Here is a 16,939-nt window from a genome sequence, read left to right on the forward strand (position 1 = left end):
GGCCAATTGACGAAAAGCAGTCAGTTGCGTAGGGGAATCGCCAAGCTGGTTAAGGCACCGGATTTTGATTCCGGCATACCAAGGTTCGAATCCTTGTTCCCCTGCCACCCGTTTTCTCCGGATCTGTCGAGCGCTTGCTCCAGCCGGAGTAAAGCAAAGATGCTCCCGCCGCGCCGGAGCATCCTTTCAAAAAGATTCATCAATTACCTTCTTGGGACTCCCAATGGCTTACGAAAACCTGATGGTTTTTACCGGCAACGCTAACCCTGCGTTGGCAGAAGGGGTCGCAAAGAATCTCGGCATCCCGCTCGGCAAGGCAGTCGTTTCGAAATTCTCGGACGGCGAAGTGATGGTCGAAATCAACGAAAACGTGCGCGGCAAAGACGTCTTCGTTCTGCAATCGACCTGCGCGCCGACCAACGACAACCTGATGGAACTGATCCTGATGGTCGATGCCCTGAAACGTGCGTCCGCTGGCCGTATCACGGCTGCCATCCCCTACTTCGGTTACGCCCGTCAGGACCGCCGCCCGCGCTCGGCGCGCGTGGCGATCTCGGCCAAGGTGATCGCGAACATGCTGGAAGAAGCCGGCGTGGAACGCGTGCTGATCATGGACCTGCACGCCGACCAGATCCAGGGCTTCTTCGACATTCCGGTCGATAACATTTACGCCTCCCCGATCCTGCTGGGCGACCTGCAGAAGAAGGACTACCAGGACCTGCTGGTGGTGTCGCCGGACGTCGGCGGCGTGGTGCGCGCCCGTGCGCTGGCCAAGCGCCTGGGCTGCGACCTGGCCATCATCGACAAGCGCCGCCCGAAGGCGAACGTGTCGGAAGTGATGAACATCATCGGCGACGTGGAAGGCCGCAACTGCGTGATCATGGACGACATGGTCGACACCGCAGGCACGCTGGTGAAGGCTGCCGAAGTGCTGAAGGAGCGCGGCGCCCAGAAAGTGATCGCCTACTGCACGCACGCTGTGCTGTCCGGCCCGGCCATCGAGCGCATCACCGGCTCCTCGCTGGACGAACTGGTGGTGACGGACACGATTCCGCTGTCCGACGCGGCCAAGGCCTGCGGCAAGATCCGCCAGCTCACCTGCGCGCCGCTGCTGGCTGAAACGTTCAAACGCATTATCAAGGGCGATTCCGTCATCTCCCTGTTCGTGGACTGAGATTTCCGGCGGCGGGCAACCGCTGCCGATTTTCGGAGCCTTCTGGTCGCGGAAGGCTTCTTACTTTGCAGGGCACAAGCCCTGCTTTATTTTTGGAGTTCCAAATGAAAGTTGTAGCATTCAAACGTGAACTGCAGGGCACGGGTGCGAGCCGCCGCCTGCGTAATTCCGGCCAGACCCCTGGCATCATCTACGGCGGCACCGAAGCACCGGTGACCATCGCCCTGGACCACAACGCACTGTTCCACGCGCTGAAGAAAGAAGCCTTCCACTCGTCCATCCTGGACCTGGAAATCGACGGCAAATCCCAGAAAGTGCTGCTGCGTGACTTCCAGATGCACGCATACAAGCAACTGGTGCTGCACGCCGACTTCCAGCGCGTTGACGCCAACCAGCCGATCCACGTGAAAGTGGCTCTGCACTTCGAAAACGCCGACGTGTCCCCAGCTGTGAAGCTGCACGGCGCCACCATCAGCCACGTGGCCAACGAAATCGAGATCTCCTGCCTGCCAGCCAAGCTGCCAGAGTTCATCTCCGTCGACCTGTCCAAGATGGACGTGGGCACCTCCCTGCACGCTTCCGACCTGAAGCTGCCGGAAGGCGTGACCGTCGTGACCCACGGCACCAACGTGACCATCGCCACCGCATCGGTGCCGGCTGGCCAGGTGTCCGCTGAAGCGGCTGCTGCTGAAGAGAAGAAGTAATCGGCTGCGCCCTCGGGCGCTTCCGCGAAAAACCCTGCCCGCAACGGCAGGGTTTTTTTATAATCACGTTTTCATTGAACAACGCGCCATGACCATCCGCCTGATCGTCGGCCTGGGAAATCCCGGACCCGAATACGAGCAAACCCGCCACAATGCCGGCTTCTGGCTGGTCGACAACCTGGCGCGCGGGCTGCCCGGCTGCTTCCTCCAGCGCGAAAGCCGCTTCAATGCGCTGGCCGCCAAGACCTCGATCGGCGGCAAGGAAGTGTGGCTGCTCGAACCGCAGACCTACATGAACCGCTCCGGCCAGTCCGTGGGCGGGCTGGCGCGCTTCTTCAAGATCAACCCCGACGAAATCCTCGTCGTGCACGACGAGCTGGACCTGCCGCCCGGCGCGGCCAAGCTGAAGAAAGGCGGCTCCTCGGGCGGGCACAACGGCCTGAAGGACATCACGGCGGCCTTGGGCACCCAAGAGTACTGGCGCCTGCGCATCGGCATCGGCCACCCGCGCACCCTGAACCTCACGCAGAACGTGGCCGACTTCGTCCTCCACCGTCCCCGCCGCGAAGACCAGCTCCTGATCGACGAAGCCATCGAAAAGAGCCTGAAGATCATCCCCCTGGCGGTCGAAGGCAAATTCCCCGCCGCCACCATGCAGCTCCACACCCCCTGAGCTTATGCGGGCGCAATACGCCCGCACGCCGGAAGGCGCATTCTGCTGTAACTTATAAGCTACAATGGAATGGCGATGGAGCTCTTTCGCTACCAAGATATTCGCCGTGCCAAGGCATATTGGACCAATTGGAAGGAGGGCCGGTCATGAGAAAAGTCGCCAATGCGGTTTCGCATGAGTTGCGGGAGATCGAGGAGCTGCGAGCCGATCACGCGCTGGCTGTCGAATACCTCAAGGTTGCAATGGAGTCGCTCGCAGACCCCAACGAGAGGGCGGGAGGGCTCCTGGCCCTTCGCACGATTGCGGAAGCATATGGCGGTCTGGCGCAGGTTGCTGCGCAGGCAGGCATTAGCCGTGAAGCGCTTTATCGCGCCCTTTCCCCCAAAGGCAATCCCACCCTGAAAACTCTTCTGGCGGTACTGCAAACGGTAGGAATGCGCCTCTCCGTAGAGCCTGCGCCAGCAGTCACGAGCTAGAAGGATGTCCTACCGTATTGCGGTACAATCTCGTCTTCGGCTGCGATCTCGCAGCAATATCATCTCATCGTTAAGGGTTTTTCATGAGTCTCAAATGCGGCATCGTCGGCCTGCCGAACGTCGGCAAGTCCACTCTCTTCAACGCGCTGACCAAGGCCGGTATCCCGGCTGAGAACTATCCCTTCTGCACCATCGAGCCGAATGTGGGCGTGGTGGAGGTGCCGGATCCGCGCCTGAAGCAGCTGGCCGAGATCGTGAAGCCTGAGCGCATCGTCAACGCCATCGTGGAGTTCGTGGATATCGCGGGCCTGGTGGCTGGCGCTTCCCAGGGCGAGGGCCTGGGCAACCAGTTCCTGGCCCACATCCGCGAGACCGACGCCATCGTCAACGTGGTGCGCTGCTTCGAGGACGAGAACGTGGTTCACGTGGCTGGCAAAGTGAGCCCGCTGGACGATATCGCCGTGATCCAGACCGAACTCGCGCTGGCCGACATGGGCACCGTGGAGAAGACCATCCACCGCGAGCAGAAGAAGGCCCGCTCCGGCGACAAGGATGCCGCCAAGCTGGTGTCGCTGCTGGAGAAGATCCTGCCTTCCCTGAACGATGCCAAGCCGGTGCGCGCACTGGGCCTGAGCGCCGAGGAAATGGCCCTGATCAAGCCGCTGTGCCTGATCACCGCGAAGCCTGCCATGTATGTGGCCAACGTGTCCGACACCGGCTTCACCAACAACCCGCTGCTGGACCAGCTGACCGAATACGCCAAGGCGCAGAACGCTCCTATCGTCGCCATCTGCGCGGCCATCGAGGCGGAGATCGCCGATCTGGAAGAGGAAGACAAGGCTGCGTTCCTGCAGGACATGGGCATGGACGAGCCGGGCCTGGACCGCCTGATCCGCGCTGGCTTCAAGCTGCTTGGCCTGCAGACCTACTTCACCGCAGGCGTGAAGGAAGTGCGCGCGTGGACCATCCACGTCGGCGACACCGCCCCGCAGGCCGCGGGCGTGATCCACACCGACTTCGAGCGCGGCTTCATCCGCGCCCAGACCATCGCCTTCGAAGACTTCATCGCCTACAAGGGCGAGGCTGGCGCGAAGGAGGCGGGCAAGATGCGCGCCGAGGGCAAGGAATACGTCGTCAAGGATGGCGACGTGCTGAACTTCCTGTTCAACGTCTGACGAAGAATCCCGCCCCGGCGGGATTTTTTACTTCTGCTTCGCTTCGTCCGCGGCAATCAGCTTGGTGACCGAGCCGAGCGCCGAATTTGGCACGGCCAGCGAGAGCTGGTAGTGCTCGATGAGGAAGCCGTTTCCCGTATTGAGCAGCACCCCGCTGGCCTGGCAGGTGCCCATCTGGGTGTTCAGCTGCTCGTCGAACCACACATACTTTTTGTCGGGCGAGAAGTAGACGTTGCGCTTCTGCGCCGTGAAGCTCCAGGCTTTCTTGCGGTCCCAGAAGCGCTTGGCCCAGGCCTTGAATTCGTCGCGCGTCCACACTTCCGTCTTGTCCGTGCCAATGTAGATGCCTTGCGGGGCGATCTTGTCGAAGTACTCGGGACGGGTGTTGGCCGCGTCGTCGTGCCAGCGGTCGACGAAGGCGTTCACCTGCTGGCGGAAAGCGGCGTCCGAGTCCTGCGCGAAGGTGCCCGCAGCCGCGGCGCACAAGGCCAGTGCAATGAACAGGCGCTTCATTTGGCGGCCTTCCTGTCGCTGTCGCGCAGGAACTTGATCAGGCCCTTGAAGTAGGTCTGCTGGTCGTCGTACATGGCCATGTGGCTGCCTTTCGGGCAGTAGAGATAGCTGCCGTGCTTCACCTTCTGCGACATCATCTTCATGTGCGCCGGGTCCATGGTGTCATATTCGGCGCCGATCACCAGCGTGGGCACGGCGATCTTCGGCAGGTCTTTCACGCGGTCCCAGTTCTCCAGGATGCCGCTGGCGCCAAGTTCGCTCGGGCCCTGCATCGGCACATAGACCTTTGGGTTCAGGCGTGCGAAGGACCGGTTCACCGGCTCGGGCCACTGGTCCGGCGGCATGCGCAGGATGTGGTGGACGTAGTGCGCGGGCATCAGCAGCTCCATATAACGCGGGTCGGTGTACTTCTTCTCCGCTTCGAGCTGCTTGATCTCGGCGAGCACCTTCTGGTCCATCTTCGGCATCAGCACCTTGCTCGCGTATTCGTTATACGCCGGGATGCTGGCCATCATGTTCGAGATGATGAGGCCCTTCAGGTTCTGCTGGTATTTCAGCGCGTATTCCATGGCGAGGATGCCGCCCCAGGAATGCCCGAGCAGATAGAAGTTGTTCCTGTCCAGGCCAAGGGCCTTGCGCACCTGTTCCACTTCCTCCACGAAGCGTGCGGTGTCCAGCAGCGAGGGATCGTCCGGCTGGTCGCTGTAGGCGGAGCCCAGCTGGTCATAGTAGTAGTACTCGATGCCCGCGCCCGGGAAGTAGCTGTCGAAGGCTTCGAAGTATTCGTGCGTGGCGCCCGGGCCGCCGTGCAGCAGCAGCACCTTGATTGTCGGGTTGTTCCCCACGCGCTTGGTCCACACCTTGAACTGGCCCTTTGGGGTCTGGATGGGGATCATGCGCGCGCCGCCGGACAGCACGTCGCTGCGGCCCGTATTGTCGAAGTAGGAGGGGGCGGCCTGCGCCAGGCATGCGGTGGACAGGGACAGCGCGGCAAGAAGGGCCAGCAGGAATTTCATCATTACCTCTCGGGATAAGTTGAAGCGTGCAGGATACACCAGCCTGTATAATCGGAAGATTGCACAATCAACAAACGGAATCATGGCATCCAACGAAAACGTCAGCATGGCGCTGTTCTGCGACTTCGAAAACGTCGCACTGGGCGTGCGGGACGCGAACTACGAGAAATTCGATATCCGTCCGGTGCTGGAGCGCCTGCTGCTCAAGGGCAGCATCGTCGTCAAGAAGGCGTACTGCGACTGGGACCGCTACAAGGGCTTCAAGGGCGCGATGCATGAAGCGAATTTCGAGCTGATCGAGATTCCCCACGTGCGCATGTCGGGCAAGAACTCGGCCGACATCCGCATGGTGGTGGACGCACTGGACCTCTGCTACACGAAATCCCACGTCAACACCTTCGTCATCATCTCGGGCGATTCCGATTTTTCGCCGCTGGTGTCGAAGCTGCGAGAGAACAACAAGAAGGTGATCGGCGTGGGCGTGAAGGATTCCACCTCCGACCTGCTGGTGGCGGGCTGCGACGAATTCATCTTCTATGACGACCTGGTACGCGAGAGCCGCCGCCACGGGGCCCGGCGCGACCAGCGCGATGCGCAGCAGCCGAAGCGTTCGCCGGAAGAGGAGAAGCGCAAGCGCGAGGAGATGGACAAGCGCCGCACCCAGGCCGTGGAAATCGCCTACGAGACTTTCGATGCGCTGATGGCCGAACGCGGCGACAGCGGCAAGATCTGGGCTTCGGTGCTGAAGGAAGCGATCAAGCGCCGCAAGCCGGACTTCAACGAGGCCTATTACGGCTTCCGCACCTTCGGCAACCTGCTGGAGGAGATGAAGGCGCGCGGCATGCTGGAATTCGGGCGCGACGAGAAGTCCGGCGCCTATGTCTACCGCAGCGCGGGCGGCGCCCTGCCTGCCGTAGCCGCGCCTGCGGCGCATGAAGCGCCGGTGGCGGATGTGGAGCAGGCCGCCGAGCCGGTGGAAGCCGCAGAGAGTGCCGAGGCGCGTCCGGAAGGGCGGCGCGGCCGCGGCAACCGTGGCGGCCGTAACCGCCGCGGAGGCGCCGAGCGCGAAGCGCAGGGTCCGGCAGGCGAGGAGTCTGCCCCGGTAGCGGAAGCCGACGTCGACATGGCGCCGATTCCCGTGCCGGAAGCGGCGGAACAGCCTGCGGCCGAAGCGGCGCCCGCCGAGGCTGTGCCTGCGAAGCGTCCGGCCCGCAAGGCCGCTGCCCGCAAGACGAGCCGCAGCAAGGCGGCGGCAGCGGAAGGCGATACGGCGGAAGCCGGAGAGGCGCAGGCCGGGAAGGCGGAAGCGCCTGCCGCCAAGCCCGCCCGCGCACCGCGCGCCAGCCGCGCCTCCGCGCGCAGCGGCCCAGTGGAAGCAGAAGCCCCGGTAGAAGCTGCGTCCGCCGAAGCGCCCGCCTCGGAGGACGCGCCTGTGGCCGAAAAAACAACGCCCGCCAAGCGCGTGCCCAAGCCCGGCAAGCACCAGGCTCCAGCGCGCAGCCGCCTGCCGCGCAAGCCCAAGGCGAAGGCCGAAGGCTAAGCGCGGGACAATCATCCCGCCGAGCGCCCGCCGATTTACTGGCGGGCGCTTTACTGCCATACTTGCTGTCATAAACGAACCAACAGCATTCATGGCCACCCTGTCCGAAATCGTCCTGTATCCGATCAAGTCCTGCGCGGGCATCTCCCTGCGCAAGGCCATGGTCACGCGCGCCGGGCTGATGTCCGAGCACATCTACGACCGCGAATGGATGGTGGTGGACCTGAGCGGCGTCTGCCTGACCCAGCGCGAACATCCGCGCATGGCCCTGATCACCCCGCGCATCAAACTGGACACGCTGGAGCTGCGCGCTCCCGGCATGCTGCAGCTCGAAATTCCTCTCGGCCTGCCCCATCCGGAAGACGCCTCCCTGATCGGCGTCGAGCTGTGGGAGGAGGAGCTCAAGGCCTACGACTGCGACGCCACCACGGCCGCCTGGTTCAGCAGCTTCCTTGGCGTACCGTGCCGCCTGGCCCGCTTCCATCCGGACGTGGTGCGCCTGGCCAATCCCAAATGGACCAAGGGCGTGGATGCGCCCACCCTGTTCTCGGACGGCTACCCCATCCTGGTCACGGGCACGGCCTCCCTGGAGGACCTGAACGACAAGCTGGGCGCGAAGGGCCGCGAGCGCATTCCCATGAACCGCTTCCGCCCGAACCTCGTCATCGACGGCATCGGCGCCTTCGAAGAGGACTATGCCGAGAGCCTGCGCGCGGGCGAGCTGCTGCTCAAACCCGTCAAGCCCTGTCCTCGCTGCCCCATGCCCTCCATCGACCAGGCCACCGGCGAGTTCGGCCCGGACCCGATGGATATCCTGCAGGCCTACCGCGCCAAGGCGGAAGTGGAAGGGGCCATCTGCTTCGGCATGAACAGCATCGTGCTCGAAGGCGACGGCCAGCAGGTGGAAGTGGGGCAGGAGATTGAAGTCGAACTGGCGTTTTGATCTGGGCAGGTGGCTATGACGCAGAAGGAATCCACGCACACCGAGCTGGTGGCGGAAAACCAGGCGCTCCGCGCGCGCATGGCCTATATGCTCGAACAGGCGGAGCGCAACCACGCCATCATGATGAAGCACCAGGCCTTCGACCTGGATATCGTGGGCGCTTCCAGCTTCCCTGAACTGATCGGCACCATCTTCCGCGTACTGCCCGTGATTTCGGAGCTGGACAGCGTCACGCTGTCGCTGATCGACGAGGACTCCGACATCCACTTCGTCATGCAGAAGCTGGGCGTGGATTTCAGCGAATTCCCCGGCCTGATCTTCGTGAACGACGTCGAGCAGCTCGGGTTCGATCTTGGCAGCCGCAACGCGGGCGCCGCCCCGCCCAAGCCCCTGCTGGGCATGTTCAGCCCCTCGCTGCACGCGGGCCAGTTCCCCGATCCCTCCCAGCGCCTGCAAAGCGTGGCCCTCGTGCCCCTGCTGCGCAACAAGCGCATTATCGGAAGCCTGAACCTGGGCAGCCGCGATCCTTCGCGCTTCTCGCCCAGCCTGGGCACGGACTTCATCGAGCACATGGCGTCGATCATCGCCATCTGCCTGGAGAACGTGATCAGCAACGAGATGCTGAAGTACATCGGCCTGACGGATTCGCTCACCGGCGTCTACAACCGCCGCTACATCGACCGCCGCCTGCTGGAAGAGATTGCGCGCGCACGCCGCCAGAACTACCCCATCTCCTTCATGTACATCGACATCGACCACTTCAAGCGGGTCAACGATACGGTGGGCCACCAGGGCGGGGATGAGGTGCTGCGCGAAGTGGCCAACCGCATCAAGGCCGAGCTGCGGTTATCCGACGCGCTGGCCCGTTTCGGCGGCGAGGAGTTCGTGGTGCTGCTGATCGATGCGGATCTGGACAGCGCCATGTTCGTGGCCGAGCGTATCCGCGCGGGCATCGAGGCCAGCCTGATCGAACTCTCGCATGGCCTGAAGGTCTCCATCACCGCCTCGCTGGGCGTAGCCAGCCTGGCCTGCACCGAGGACGGCCCGCCCGAGCAGACGGCCCTGGAGCTGATCGCCCACGCCGACGAGGCGCTCTACCAGGCGAAAGAGGGCGGCCGCAACCGCGTTGTCCGTTACATTCCCGACTAAGCGCGTTACAAATCTACTGAAGTTTTTTGCAGCCGCCTTTCGGATAATCGCCTGCACCGATTATTCGAAGGACGACCCATGAAACTGCACCATATCCTCGCCGCATCCCTGCTCGCCATGAGCCTTGCCGCGGCTCCCGCCCGCGCAGCGGACGACGCCTCCCACTTCCTCCTGACACGCACGCTGGTGAACAAGCTGGTGGCGATGGAAGCCGAGTCGAAGCGGATGAAGGCGGAAAAGGACGACGAGGATTCGGCCGACCCCGAAACGGTGGAAGACCTGGTGCGCGTCCTGGAAAAGGACAAGCGGGCCAAGGCCATGCTGGCCAAGCACGGCATCAGCACCCGCGAATTCGCTTCGGCCACTTTCGCGATGATGCACGCGGGCTTCTTCGTGGCCTTCGAGCCGTCCATGGACAAGAAAAAGGCCGCCCAGACCCTGGCGGGCTACACCAAGGAGCAGCAGGCCAACATCGCGCTGGTACGCTCCATGAACCTGGCGAAAAACTAAGTCAGGCCAGCAGCGCGTTCTCGGCACGCGCGACAGCCGCCGCGCTGCCGCGCAGCACCACCACGTCGCCCGACTCCAGCACCGTGGACGGCTCGACGGGCAGGCGCATCTTGCCGCGCCGGATGGTGGTGACCTCCGCTCCCGCTCCTTCGATATCCACTTCGCTCAGGGCGCGGCCCACGCACCAGGCGCCGCCGCCCAAGGTCACCGAGTGCAGGCGGATCAGCTCCGCCTCGTCGCCAGTGTCGCTGGCCCCGTGGAAGAAGCCGCGCAGCGATGCGTAGCGCTCTTCGCGCGCCGCCTGCACGCGGTGCACCACGCGCCGCAGCGGCACGCCCAGCATCACCAGCGCGTGGGAAGCCAGCATCAGGCTGCCCTCCATCAGTTCCGGCACCACTTCGGCGGCTCCCGCTTCCTTCAGGCGGTCCAGGTCCGAATCGTCGTGGCTGCGCACGATCACCGGCAGCGTGGGCGCCAGCTCATGCACCAGGTGCAGCACCTTGAGCGCCGACGGCGTGCTGGCATAGGTGATCACGACCGCGCTGGCGCGGTAGATGCCCGCTGCGATCAGGCTCTCGCGCCGCGCCGCATCGCCATACGACACATTCGCGCCGGCGGCCTGCGCTTCCTGCACGCGTGTGGGGTCGAGGTCCAGCGCGTGGTATTCGATATGCTCTTCCTGCAGCAGGCGCGCCAGGTTCTGGCCGCTGCGCCCGAAGCCCGCCACGATCACGTGCTTCTGGGTGGACATGGTGCGCGCCGCGATCTTCGTGAGCGTCAGCGACTGCATCATCCACTCGTTGCTGGAGAACTTGAGCACCAGTTTGTCCGACTGTTCGATGAGGAAGGGCGCCAGAAGCATGGACAGCACCATGGAGGCCAGCACCACCTGGATCACAAAGGGATCCACCAGCTCCATGCCGCCCACCACGTTCAGCAGCACGAAGCCGAATTCGCCCGCCTGCGCCAGCGCCAGGCCGGTGCGCATGGCCGTGCCGTCCGATGAGCCGAACAGCTTCGCCAGCCCTGCGATGAGGGCGAACTTCATGAGCACCGGGCCCGCCAGCAGCACCAGCACCAGCCACCAGTTCTGGATCACCACCTGCACATTGAGCAGCATGCCCACGGTGATGAAGAAGAGCCCCAGCAGCACGTCGCGGAAGGGCTTGATGTCCTCTTCCACCTGGTGCTTGTATTCCGTTTCCGAGATCAGCATGCCCGCGACGAAGGCGCCCAGGGCCAGCGAGAGGCCTGCGCGCTCCGTAATCCAGGCCGCGCCCAGGGTCACAAGCAGCAGGTTGAGCATGAAGAGTTCCTGCGAGCGGCGCTTGACGACGATGGTGAACCAGCTGCGCATCAGCTTCTGGCCGATGAAGAGCAGCAGCACCAGCACGATCACGGCCTTGGCGGCGGCCCAGCCCAGGGTTTCCACCAGGTTGTCCGGATTGCGGGCCAGGGCGGGGATCAGGATCAGCAGGGGCACCACCGCCAGATCCTGGAACAGCAGGATGCCGATGATCTTGCGCCCATGCTCGCTTTCCAGCTCCAGCCGCTCGGTGAGCATCTTCACCACAATGGCCGTGGACGACATGGCGAGCGCGCCGCCCAGGGCAAAGGAAGCCTGCCAGCTCAAATGGATGGAGGGCGGCAGCGACCTGGCGATGAACCAGCCGAAGACCATGGTGGCGGCGATGGTGAGTCCCACCTGGGCCATGCCCAGCCCGAACACGATGCTGCGCATGGCCATGAGCTTGGGCAGGGAGAATTCCAGGCCGATCGAGAACATCAGGAAGACGACGCCGAATTCGGCCAGGATATGGGTGGCATGGCTCTCTTCGGCCAGGCCCAGGGCGTGCGGGCCGATCAGGATGCCGACGGCCAGGTAGCCCAGCATGGGAGGCAAATGGAGCATGCGGAAGGCCACCACGCCCAGAACCGCACTGCCCAGCAAAAGAAGGGTCAGTTCAAGAGGGGAGAACATTGATCTGGATCTATCCCGGTCGTCAGTCGATTGGTTTTACGTTGTTTATGACATCTGGCAAGTTTTTTGCTTTACCAATTCGGCTATACTTTCGGCATGAGTGTAACCCATGAAAAAACAATGCTGAAAGATTTTGATGCCAGTACCGCAACACGCGCCCTGGCGCTCGCCCGCGAGGCCCTGCAGATCGAGGCCGACGCCCTGAATGAGCTGCATGCGCGGCTGGCGACGGACGAAAGCGTCGGCAAGGCGGTGTCGTTGTTGCTGAATTGCAAAGGACGTGTCGTCGTCTCCGGCATTGGCAAGTCCGGCCACATCGGCCGCAAGATCGCCGCCACGCTGGCTTCCACCGGCACGCCGGCCCTCTTCGTGCATCCCGCCGAAGCCGCGCATGGCGACCTGGGCATGGTGACCCCGGAAGACGCCTTCATCGCCATCTCCTATTCGGGCGAGAGCTCGGAGCTCATGGCCATCCTGCCCGTGGTCAAACGCATGGGCGGCCTCGTGATCTCCATGACCGGCAAGGACGATTCCAGCCTCGCCCGCCTGGCGGACGTGCACCTGAACGTGGCCGTGGCCAAGGAGGCCTGCCCCATGAACCTGGCGCCCACGGCCAGCACCACTGTCACGCTGGCGCTGGGCGACGCCATCGCCGTCGCGCTGCTGGACCTGCGCGGCTTCAAGGAAGAAGACTTTGCGCGCTCCCATCCGGGCGGCGCCTTGGGCCGCCGCCTGCTGACGCACGTGCGCGACGTGATGCGCAGCGGCGACGCCGTGCCTGCCGTGAGCCCCGAGACCACGCTGCCGGACGCGCTCATGGAAATCACCCAGAAGGGCATGGGCATGACGGCCATCGTGGACGCCGAACGCCGCCCCCTGGGCGTGTTCACGGACGGCGACCTGCGCCGCATGATCGACAAGGTGCAGGACTTCAGCAAAGTGGTGATGCGCGACGTCATGCACGCCAACCCGCGCAGCATCGGGCCGGACAAGCTGGCCGTGGACGCGGTGGCTGTCATGGAGCAGCACCGCATCAACCAGATGCTGGTGGTGGATGCCGAAGGCAAGCTGGTAGGCGCCCTGCATATCCATGACCTGACGCGCGCCAAGGTGATCTGATGAGCGCTGCCTTCAATCTGGACAATGTGGCCCGCGCCGCCAAGGTGCGGCTGATGATCTTCGACGTGGACGGCGTGCTCACCGACGGCAGCCTGCACTACGGCGCCGAAGGCGAGTCGATGAAGACCTTCAACGTGCAGGACGGCCTGGGCATCAAGCTGCTGCAGGAATCGGGCGTGCAGACGGCCATCATCAGCGCGCGCCGCTCGCCGCAGGTGACGGCGCGTGCGCGCGACCTCGGCATCGAACTCGTGCATCAGGGCGGCCACGACAAGCTCACCCCCTTCAAGGCCATGCTGCAGCAGCTGGGCCTCGAGCCGGAGCAGGTGGGCTTCATCGGCGACGACGTGGTGGACCTGCCCATCCTGAGCCGCGTGGGCTTTGCCGTGTCCGTGCCCAACGGCCGCCCGGAAGTGCACAGCCGCGTGCACCACATCACGGAAGCCTTCGGCGGCCGCGGCGCGGTGCGCGAGGTCTGCGAGTTCGTGATGCGTGCGCAGAACAGCTATGACAGAATCCTGAACCAGTTCATGGTCTGAGGAACACAATGCGCAACCAGAGGACTGCCCACCGTTTCAAGGTTTCCATCGGCATGATGCTGGCGCTGTTCTGCGCCATCGGCAGCTTCTGGCTGCTGGAGCTGATGAACCGCAGCGGCGCGGAACTGCAGGCGGACCGCCGCCTCAATGAGCCGGACCATATCATCGAGCGCTTCAGCCTTGTGCGCATGACGAAGGACGGCAAGCCGAGCTACATCATCTCGGGCGACAAGCTCACGCACCGCCCGGTGGACGATTCTTCGGAGATCGACAAGCCCGTCGTGCGCAGCCTGTCCGGCGAGAACGCGCCGATGGATATTCACGCGGCGCGCGCCCGCATCGACGACGACAACAGCCGCGTGGTGCTGTCGGGCGACGTACGGATCGACCGCGCGGCCTCCGCCACGGCCCAGGAATTCCGCCTGCGCACGCCGGAGCTCACCATTTATCCTGACGAGGACCGCATGCAGACCGACAAGCCGGTCAGCATCACTTCGGGCGCCGCCACCATGAGCGGCATTGGCATGGCGGTCAACAACGCCACCAGCCAGGTCGAAGTCAAGCAGCGCTTGCGGATCACCTATCCGCCGCACCCGCGCTAAAAGCCTATTGGAGCAAAGATGAAATACCTGATCAAACCAATCCTCGCCGCGGCAGCCCTGCTGGCTGCGGCCTTGCCTGCGTCGGCCGAGAAAGCCGACTCCAGCAAGCCCACGCAGATCGAAGCGAACCAGGGCACTTCGGACGAAGTGAAGCAGACCCGCACCCTGATCGGCGACGTGGTGCTCACCCGCGGCACCCTGATCATGAAGGCAGGCCGCGCCCTGGTGACCACCGATCCGCAAGGCTACCAGTACGTGACCTTCTGGGGCGCGCCCGGCGCGCTGGCCACCTTCCGCCAGAAGCGCGATGGCGGCGACCTGTGGATCGAAGGCGAGGCCGAACGCATCGAGTACGACAACAAGGCGGAAATCGTGCGCCTCATCTCCAAGGCCAAGGTGCGCCGCCTGGAAGGCGTGAAGCCCACCGAGGACGTGGAAGGCCCCTTCATCTCCTACGACAGCCGCAAGGAATTCTTCACCGTGGAGAACAGCTCCTCCGGCCAGAGCAAGCCTGGCAGCGGCCGCGTGAGGATGGTGATCCAGCCGAACTCCAGGGCGGCTACCGCTCCTGCACCGGCGCCGGGGAAATAAGCATGCAAGGACAAAGCTGCGGCAGTACCCTCATCGTTCGCGGATTGCAGAAGAGCTACGGCAAGCGCCAGGTGGTGCATGACGTGTCGCTGCAGGTGGAATGCGGGGAAGTGGTAGGCCTGCTGGGACCGAACGGCGCGGGCAAGACCACCTCCTTCTACATGATCGTGGGCCTCGTGCCTTCGGACGCGGGCACCATCGACATCAGCGGCACGGACATCTCCAACCTGGCCATCCACCAGCGCGCCACCATGGGGCTTTCCTATCTCCCGCAGGAAGCTTCCGTGTTCCGCAAGCTCACGGTGGAAGAGAATATCCGCGCCGTGCTGGAGATCCAGAAGGTGGACGGCAAGGCCCTGACCAAGGCGCAGATCGACGAGCGCCTGGACACGCTGCTGGCGGACCTGCAGATCGAGAAGCTGCGCGAGAATCCGGCCCTGTCGCTGTCAGGCGGCGAGCGCCGCCGCGTGGAAATTGCGCGCGCCCTCGCCACCAATCCGCGTTTCGTGCTGCTGGACGAGCCTTTCGCTGGCGTGGACCCGATTGCGGTCATAGAGATTCAACGGATTGTGCGCTTCCTCAAGGAGCGCGGCATTGGCGTACTGATTACCGACCACAATGTGCGCGAAACGCTTGGCATCTGCGATCGCGCCTATATCATTAACCAGGGCAGCGTGCTGGCTTCCGGCCGCCCCGATGACATCATCGCCGACGAATCCGTACGCCGAGTCTATCTCGGCGAGCATTTCCGCATGTAAGGCCATGAAACAATCCCTGCAACTGCGAACGTCGCAGCATCTTGCGTTGACGCCGCAATTGCAGCAGTCCATCCGGCTGCTGCAATTGTCCACGCTTGAGCTGCATCAGGAGCTGGAGCAGCTGCTAACCGAAAACCCCCTGCTCGAACGTCTGGACGACCCGCTGGACCGCAGCGTGCGCCTTCTCGCCGACGGCGCCATCGGCCAGAGCGCGCCGGCGGCCACGCCAGCCGAAGGACCGCCCGGCGAGAACGGGCCGCAGGCCGAGGCCGCGCCTGCGGAAGCCGAACCCTACGAAGGCGACAGCGTGGCCGAGGGCGACAGCGACTGGTCGGGTTCGGGCAGCGGCAAGGCCCCGGACGACGAGGACGCGCGCCCGCAGCTGGAAGCGAGCCACCACAGCCTGCGCGACCATCTGCTGGAGCAGATGCGCGTCACCGTGCAGGAGCCGCGCGACCGGGCGCTGATGGAACTCATCATCGATGCGCTGGACGACAACGGCTATCTTGAAGAAAGCCTCGAGGAAATCCACGCGCGCATTCCGGAAGAGGCGGATGTGGAGCTGGAGGAGCTGCAGACGGCGCTCACGCTGCTGCAAAGCTTCGACCCCGTGGGCGTGGGCGCGCGCAACGCGTCCGAATGCCTCGCCATCCAGATCAGGCGCATGCCGCACATTCCACTGGTCACGCGCCGCATGGCCTTGTGCATCGTGGAAAAACACCTCACCTGGTTCGCCCAGCGCGACTTCAACAAGCTGAAGAAAGCGCTCGATTGCGACGAGGAAGATCTGCGCGAAGCCCAGGCCGTGATCCGCCGCTGCAACCCGCATCCGGGCGCCGCCTTCGCGCAGGATGCGTCAGACTATGTCGTGCCGGACGTGATCGTGAAGAAGGGCCGCAACGGCTGGGTCGTCACGCTGAACAACGACGTGATGCCGCGCCTGCGCGTCAATGCGCTGTATGCCAGTTTGCTCAAGCAGGGCAAGGGCGAAACGCAGATGAATGCGCAGCTGCAGGAGGCCAAGTGGCTCATCAAGAACATGCGCCAGCGGTTTGACACAATTTTGCGCGTTGCACAAGCAATCGTGGAGCGGCAGAAGAACTTTTTCTCGCACGGCGCCGTCGCCATGAGACCCCTTGTGTTGCGCGAAATTGCTGATACACTGGGTTTACACGAGAGTACTATTTCTCGCGTAACAACTCAGAAATACATGCTCACCCCACATGGGATGTTTGAGTTGAAATATTTCTTTGGTAGCCACGTCGCGACTGAAGCTGGGGGTGAAGCTTCCTCGACCGCGATCCGTGCGCTGATTGTGCAATTCACAGGAGCAGAAGACCCGAAAAATCCCTTATCCGACAGTAAGATTGCGGACATGCTAGGAGAACAGGGCATGGTGATTGCGCGACGTACTGTTGCCAAGTATCGCGAAGCCTTGAAGATCCCTCCCGTCAGCCTCCGCAAGTCCTTGTAGTG

General features: G+C 63.6%; 18 protein-coding genes and 1 tRNA gene. 16 read left to right on the top strand and 3 right to left on the bottom strand.

What is annotated here, in order from left to right:
• The first annotated feature begins 30 nt into the window (after positions 1–30).
• From LSQ66_RS24010 to ychF, 6 genes are all read left to right on the top strand, one after another.
• Positions 31–107 (top strand) — tRNA-Gln (locus tag LSQ66_RS24010).
• Positions 108–223: 116 nt separating this feature from the next.
• Entirely contained in the window at positions 224–1,174 is a 951-nt protein-coding gene (locus tag LSQ66_RS24015) for a ribose-phosphate pyrophosphokinase (protein ID WP_231767667.1), read from the top strand.
• A 104-nt stretch (positions 1,175–1,278) separates the two neighbouring features.
• Positions 1,279–1,878, top strand: a complete 600-nt coding sequence (locus LSQ66_RS24020) for a 50S ribosomal protein L25/general stress protein Ctc (RefSeq protein WP_231767668.1) — start codon at positions 1,279–1,281, stop codon at positions 1,876–1,878.
• Positions 1,879–1,966: 88 nt separating this feature from the next.
• Positions 1,967–2,551: an aminoacyl-tRNA hydrolase gene (pth, locus tag LSQ66_RS24025; RefSeq protein ID WP_231767669.1), complete on the top strand. Its 585-nt coding sequence runs from the start codon at positions 1,967–1,969 to the stop codon at positions 2,549–2,551.
• A gap of 146 nt (positions 2,552–2,697) precedes the next feature.
• Positions 2,698–3,027, top strand: coding sequence for an addiction module antidote protein (locus tag LSQ66_RS24030; protein WP_231767670.1), 330 nt, complete (start codon positions 2,698–2,700; stop codon positions 3,025–3,027).
• An 83-nt stretch (positions 3,028–3,110) separates the two neighbouring features.
• Positions 3,111–4,202, top strand: coding sequence for a redox-regulated ATPase YchF (gene ychF / locus LSQ66_RS24035; protein ID WP_231767671.1), 1,092 nt, complete (start codon positions 3,111–3,113; stop codon positions 4,200–4,202).
• Between the two features lie 27 nt (positions 4,203–4,229).
• Here the strand turns inward: ychF and LSQ66_RS24040 are convergent, their stop codons facing one another.
• Together LSQ66_RS24040 and LSQ66_RS24045 are read right to left on the bottom strand one after the other, a co-directional pair.
• Positions 4,230–4,715, bottom strand: a complete 486-nt coding sequence (locus LSQ66_RS24040; protein ID WP_231767672.1) for a nuclear transport factor 2 family protein — start codon at positions 4,713–4,715, stop codon at positions 4,230–4,232.
• Complete coding sequence (locus tag LSQ66_RS24045) at positions 4,712–5,734, bottom strand: proline iminopeptidase-family hydrolase (protein ID WP_231767673.1); 1,023 nt, start codon at positions 5,732–5,734, stop codon at positions 4,712–4,714. Before LSQ66_RS24045 ends, LSQ66_RS24040 begins: the two co-directional genes overlap by 4 nt.
• A 79-nt stretch (positions 5,735–5,813) precedes the next feature.
• Between LSQ66_RS24045 and LSQ66_RS24050 the strand changes: the two genes are divergently transcribed.
• The 4 genes from LSQ66_RS24050 to LSQ66_RS24065 all read left to right on the top strand — a co-directional run bounded on the left by LSQ66_RS24050 (position 5,814) and on the right by LSQ66_RS24065 (position 9,873).
• Positions 5,814–7,271 (top strand): NYN domain-containing protein, encoded by a 1,458-nt coding sequence (locus tag LSQ66_RS24050; protein WP_231767674.1) that lies wholly within the window; start codon positions 5,814–5,816, stop codon positions 7,269–7,271.
• Between the two features lie 91 nt (positions 7,272–7,362).
• Positions 7,363–8,214: an MOSC domain-containing protein gene (locus tag LSQ66_RS24055; RefSeq protein ID WP_231767675.1), complete on the top strand. Its 852-nt coding sequence runs from the start codon at positions 7,363–7,365 to the stop codon at positions 8,212–8,214.
• 15 nt (positions 8,215–8,229) lie between these two features.
• Positions 8,230–9,363, top strand: coding sequence for a GGDEF domain-containing protein (locus tag LSQ66_RS24060; protein WP_231767676.1), 1,134 nt, complete (start codon positions 8,230–8,232; stop codon positions 9,361–9,363).
• A 78-nt stretch (positions 9,364–9,441) separates the two neighbouring features.
• A complete protein-coding gene (locus LSQ66_RS24065; RefSeq protein WP_231767677.1) occupies positions 9,442–9,873 on the top strand; it encodes a hypothetical protein in 432 nt (143 codons plus the stop codon).
• 1 nt (position 9,874) lies between these two features.
• On the opposite strand, the gene LSQ66_RS24070 is transcribed toward LSQ66_RS24065, so the two are convergent.
• On the bottom strand, positions 9,875–11,854 hold the full coding sequence (locus LSQ66_RS24070) for a monovalent cation:proton antiporter family protein (RefSeq protein WP_231767678.1): 1,980 nt from the start codon (positions 11,852–11,854) through the stop codon (positions 9,875–9,877).
• A gap of 96 nt (positions 11,855–11,950) precedes the next feature.
• Between LSQ66_RS24070 and LSQ66_RS24075 the strand changes: the two genes are divergently transcribed.
• From LSQ66_RS24075 to LSQ66_RS24100, 6 genes are read left to right on the top strand one after another with little or no spacing between them, the layout of a single operon-like run.
• Entirely contained in the window at positions 11,951–12,973 is a 1,023-nt protein-coding gene (locus LSQ66_RS24075) for a KpsF/GutQ family sugar-phosphate isomerase (RefSeq protein ID WP_269449118.1), read from the top strand.
• Positions 12,973–13,512 carry a KdsC family phosphatase gene (locus LSQ66_RS24080; RefSeq protein ID WP_231767680.1) on the top strand — a complete coding sequence of 180 codons (540 nt, stop codon included), beginning with the start codon at positions 12,973–12,975 and terminating at the stop codon, positions 13,510–13,512. Before LSQ66_RS24075 ends, LSQ66_RS24080 begins: the two co-directional genes overlap by 1 nt.
• Positions 13,513–13,520: 8 nt before the next feature.
• Entirely contained in the window at positions 13,521–14,114 is a 594-nt protein-coding gene (lptC, locus tag LSQ66_RS24085) for an LPS export ABC transporter periplasmic protein LptC (protein ID WP_231767681.1), read from the top strand.
• A gap of 18 nt (positions 14,115–14,132) precedes the next feature.
• Complete coding sequence (gene lptA / locus LSQ66_RS24090) at positions 14,133–14,705, top strand: lipopolysaccharide transport periplasmic protein LptA (RefSeq protein ID WP_231767682.1); 573 nt, start codon at positions 14,133–14,135, stop codon at positions 14,703–14,705.
• Between the two features lie 2 nt (positions 14,706–14,707).
• Positions 14,708–15,463, top strand: a complete 756-nt coding sequence (gene lptB, locus LSQ66_RS24095; protein ID WP_231767683.1) for an LPS export ABC transporter ATP-binding protein — start codon at positions 14,708–14,710, stop codon at positions 15,461–15,463.
• 4 nt (positions 15,464–15,467) lie between these two features.
• Positions 15,468–16,937: an RNA polymerase factor sigma-54 gene (locus LSQ66_RS24100; protein WP_231767684.1), complete on the top strand. Its 1,470-nt coding sequence runs from the start codon at positions 15,468–15,470 to the stop codon at positions 16,935–16,937.
• Positions 16,938–16,939: the final 2 nt, after the last annotated feature.

This window comes from Massilia endophytica, assembly GCF_021165955.1.
In the GTDB taxonomy this organism is placed as follows: domain Bacteria; phylum Pseudomonadota; class Gammaproteobacteria; order Burkholderiales; family Burkholderiaceae_D; genus Rugamonas; species Rugamonas endophytica.

What these genes read in the sequence shown, in the direction of transcription:
- LSQ66_RS24015 (WP_231767667.1), top strand. Translation starts at nt 224, where the DNA reads ATGGCTTACGAAAACCTGATGGTTTTTACCGGCAACGCTAACCCTGCG.
- LSQ66_RS24020 (WP_231767668.1), top strand. Translation starts at nt 1,279, where the DNA reads ATGAAAGTTGTAGCATTCAAACGTGAACTGCAGGGCACGGGTGCGAGC.
- pth (WP_231767669.1), top strand. Translation starts at nt 1,967, where the DNA reads ATGACCATCCGCCTGATCGTCGGCCTGGGAAATCCCGGACCCGAATAC.
- LSQ66_RS24030 (WP_231767670.1), top strand. Translation starts at nt 2,698, where the DNA reads ATGAGAAAAGTCGCCAATGCGGTTTCGCATGAGTTGCGGGAGATCGAG.
- ychF (WP_231767671.1), top strand. Translation starts at nt 3,111, where the DNA reads ATGAGTCTCAAATGCGGCATCGTCGGCCTGCCGAACGTCGGCAAGTCC.
- LSQ66_RS24040 (WP_231767672.1), bottom strand. Translation starts at nt 4,715, where the DNA reads ATGAAGCGCCTGTTCATTGCACTGGCCTTGTGCGCCGCGGCTGCGGGC.
- LSQ66_RS24045 (WP_231767673.1), bottom strand. Translation starts at nt 5,734, where the DNA reads ATGATGAAATTCCTGCTGGCCCTTCTTGCCGCGCTGTCCCTGTCCACC.
- LSQ66_RS24050 (WP_231767674.1), top strand. Translation starts at nt 5,814, where the DNA reads ATGGCATCCAACGAAAACGTCAGCATGGCGCTGTTCTGCGACTTCGAA.
- LSQ66_RS24055 (WP_231767675.1), top strand. Translation starts at nt 7,363, where the DNA reads ATGGCCACCCTGTCCGAAATCGTCCTGTATCCGATCAAGTCCTGCGCG.
- LSQ66_RS24060 (WP_231767676.1), top strand. Translation starts at nt 8,230, where the DNA reads ATGACGCAGAAGGAATCCACGCACACCGAGCTGGTGGCGGAAAACCAG.
- LSQ66_RS24065 (WP_231767677.1), top strand. Translation starts at nt 9,442, where the DNA reads ATGAAACTGCACCATATCCTCGCCGCATCCCTGCTCGCCATGAGCCTT.
- LSQ66_RS24070 (WP_231767678.1), bottom strand. Translation starts at nt 11,854, where the DNA reads ATGTTCTCCCCTCTTGAACTGACCCTTCTTTTGCTGGGCAGTGCGGTT.
- LSQ66_RS24075 (WP_269449118.1), top strand. Translation starts at nt 11,951, where the DNA reads ATGAGTGTAACCCATGAAAAAACAATGCTGAAAGATTTTGATGCCAGT.
- LSQ66_RS24080 (WP_231767680.1), top strand. Translation starts at nt 12,973, where the DNA reads ATGAGCGCTGCCTTCAATCTGGACAATGTGGCCCGCGCCGCCAAGGTG.
- lptC (WP_231767681.1), top strand. Translation starts at nt 13,521, where the DNA reads ATGCGCAACCAGAGGACTGCCCACCGTTTCAAGGTTTCCATCGGCATG.
- lptA (WP_231767682.1), top strand. Translation starts at nt 14,133, where the DNA reads ATGAAATACCTGATCAAACCAATCCTCGCCGCGGCAGCCCTGCTGGCT.
- lptB (WP_231767683.1), top strand. Translation starts at nt 14,708, where the DNA reads ATGCAAGGACAAAGCTGCGGCAGTACCCTCATCGTTCGCGGATTGCAG.
- LSQ66_RS24100 (WP_231767684.1), top strand. Translation starts at nt 15,468, where the DNA reads ATGAAACAATCCCTGCAACTGCGAACGTCGCAGCATCTTGCGTTGACG.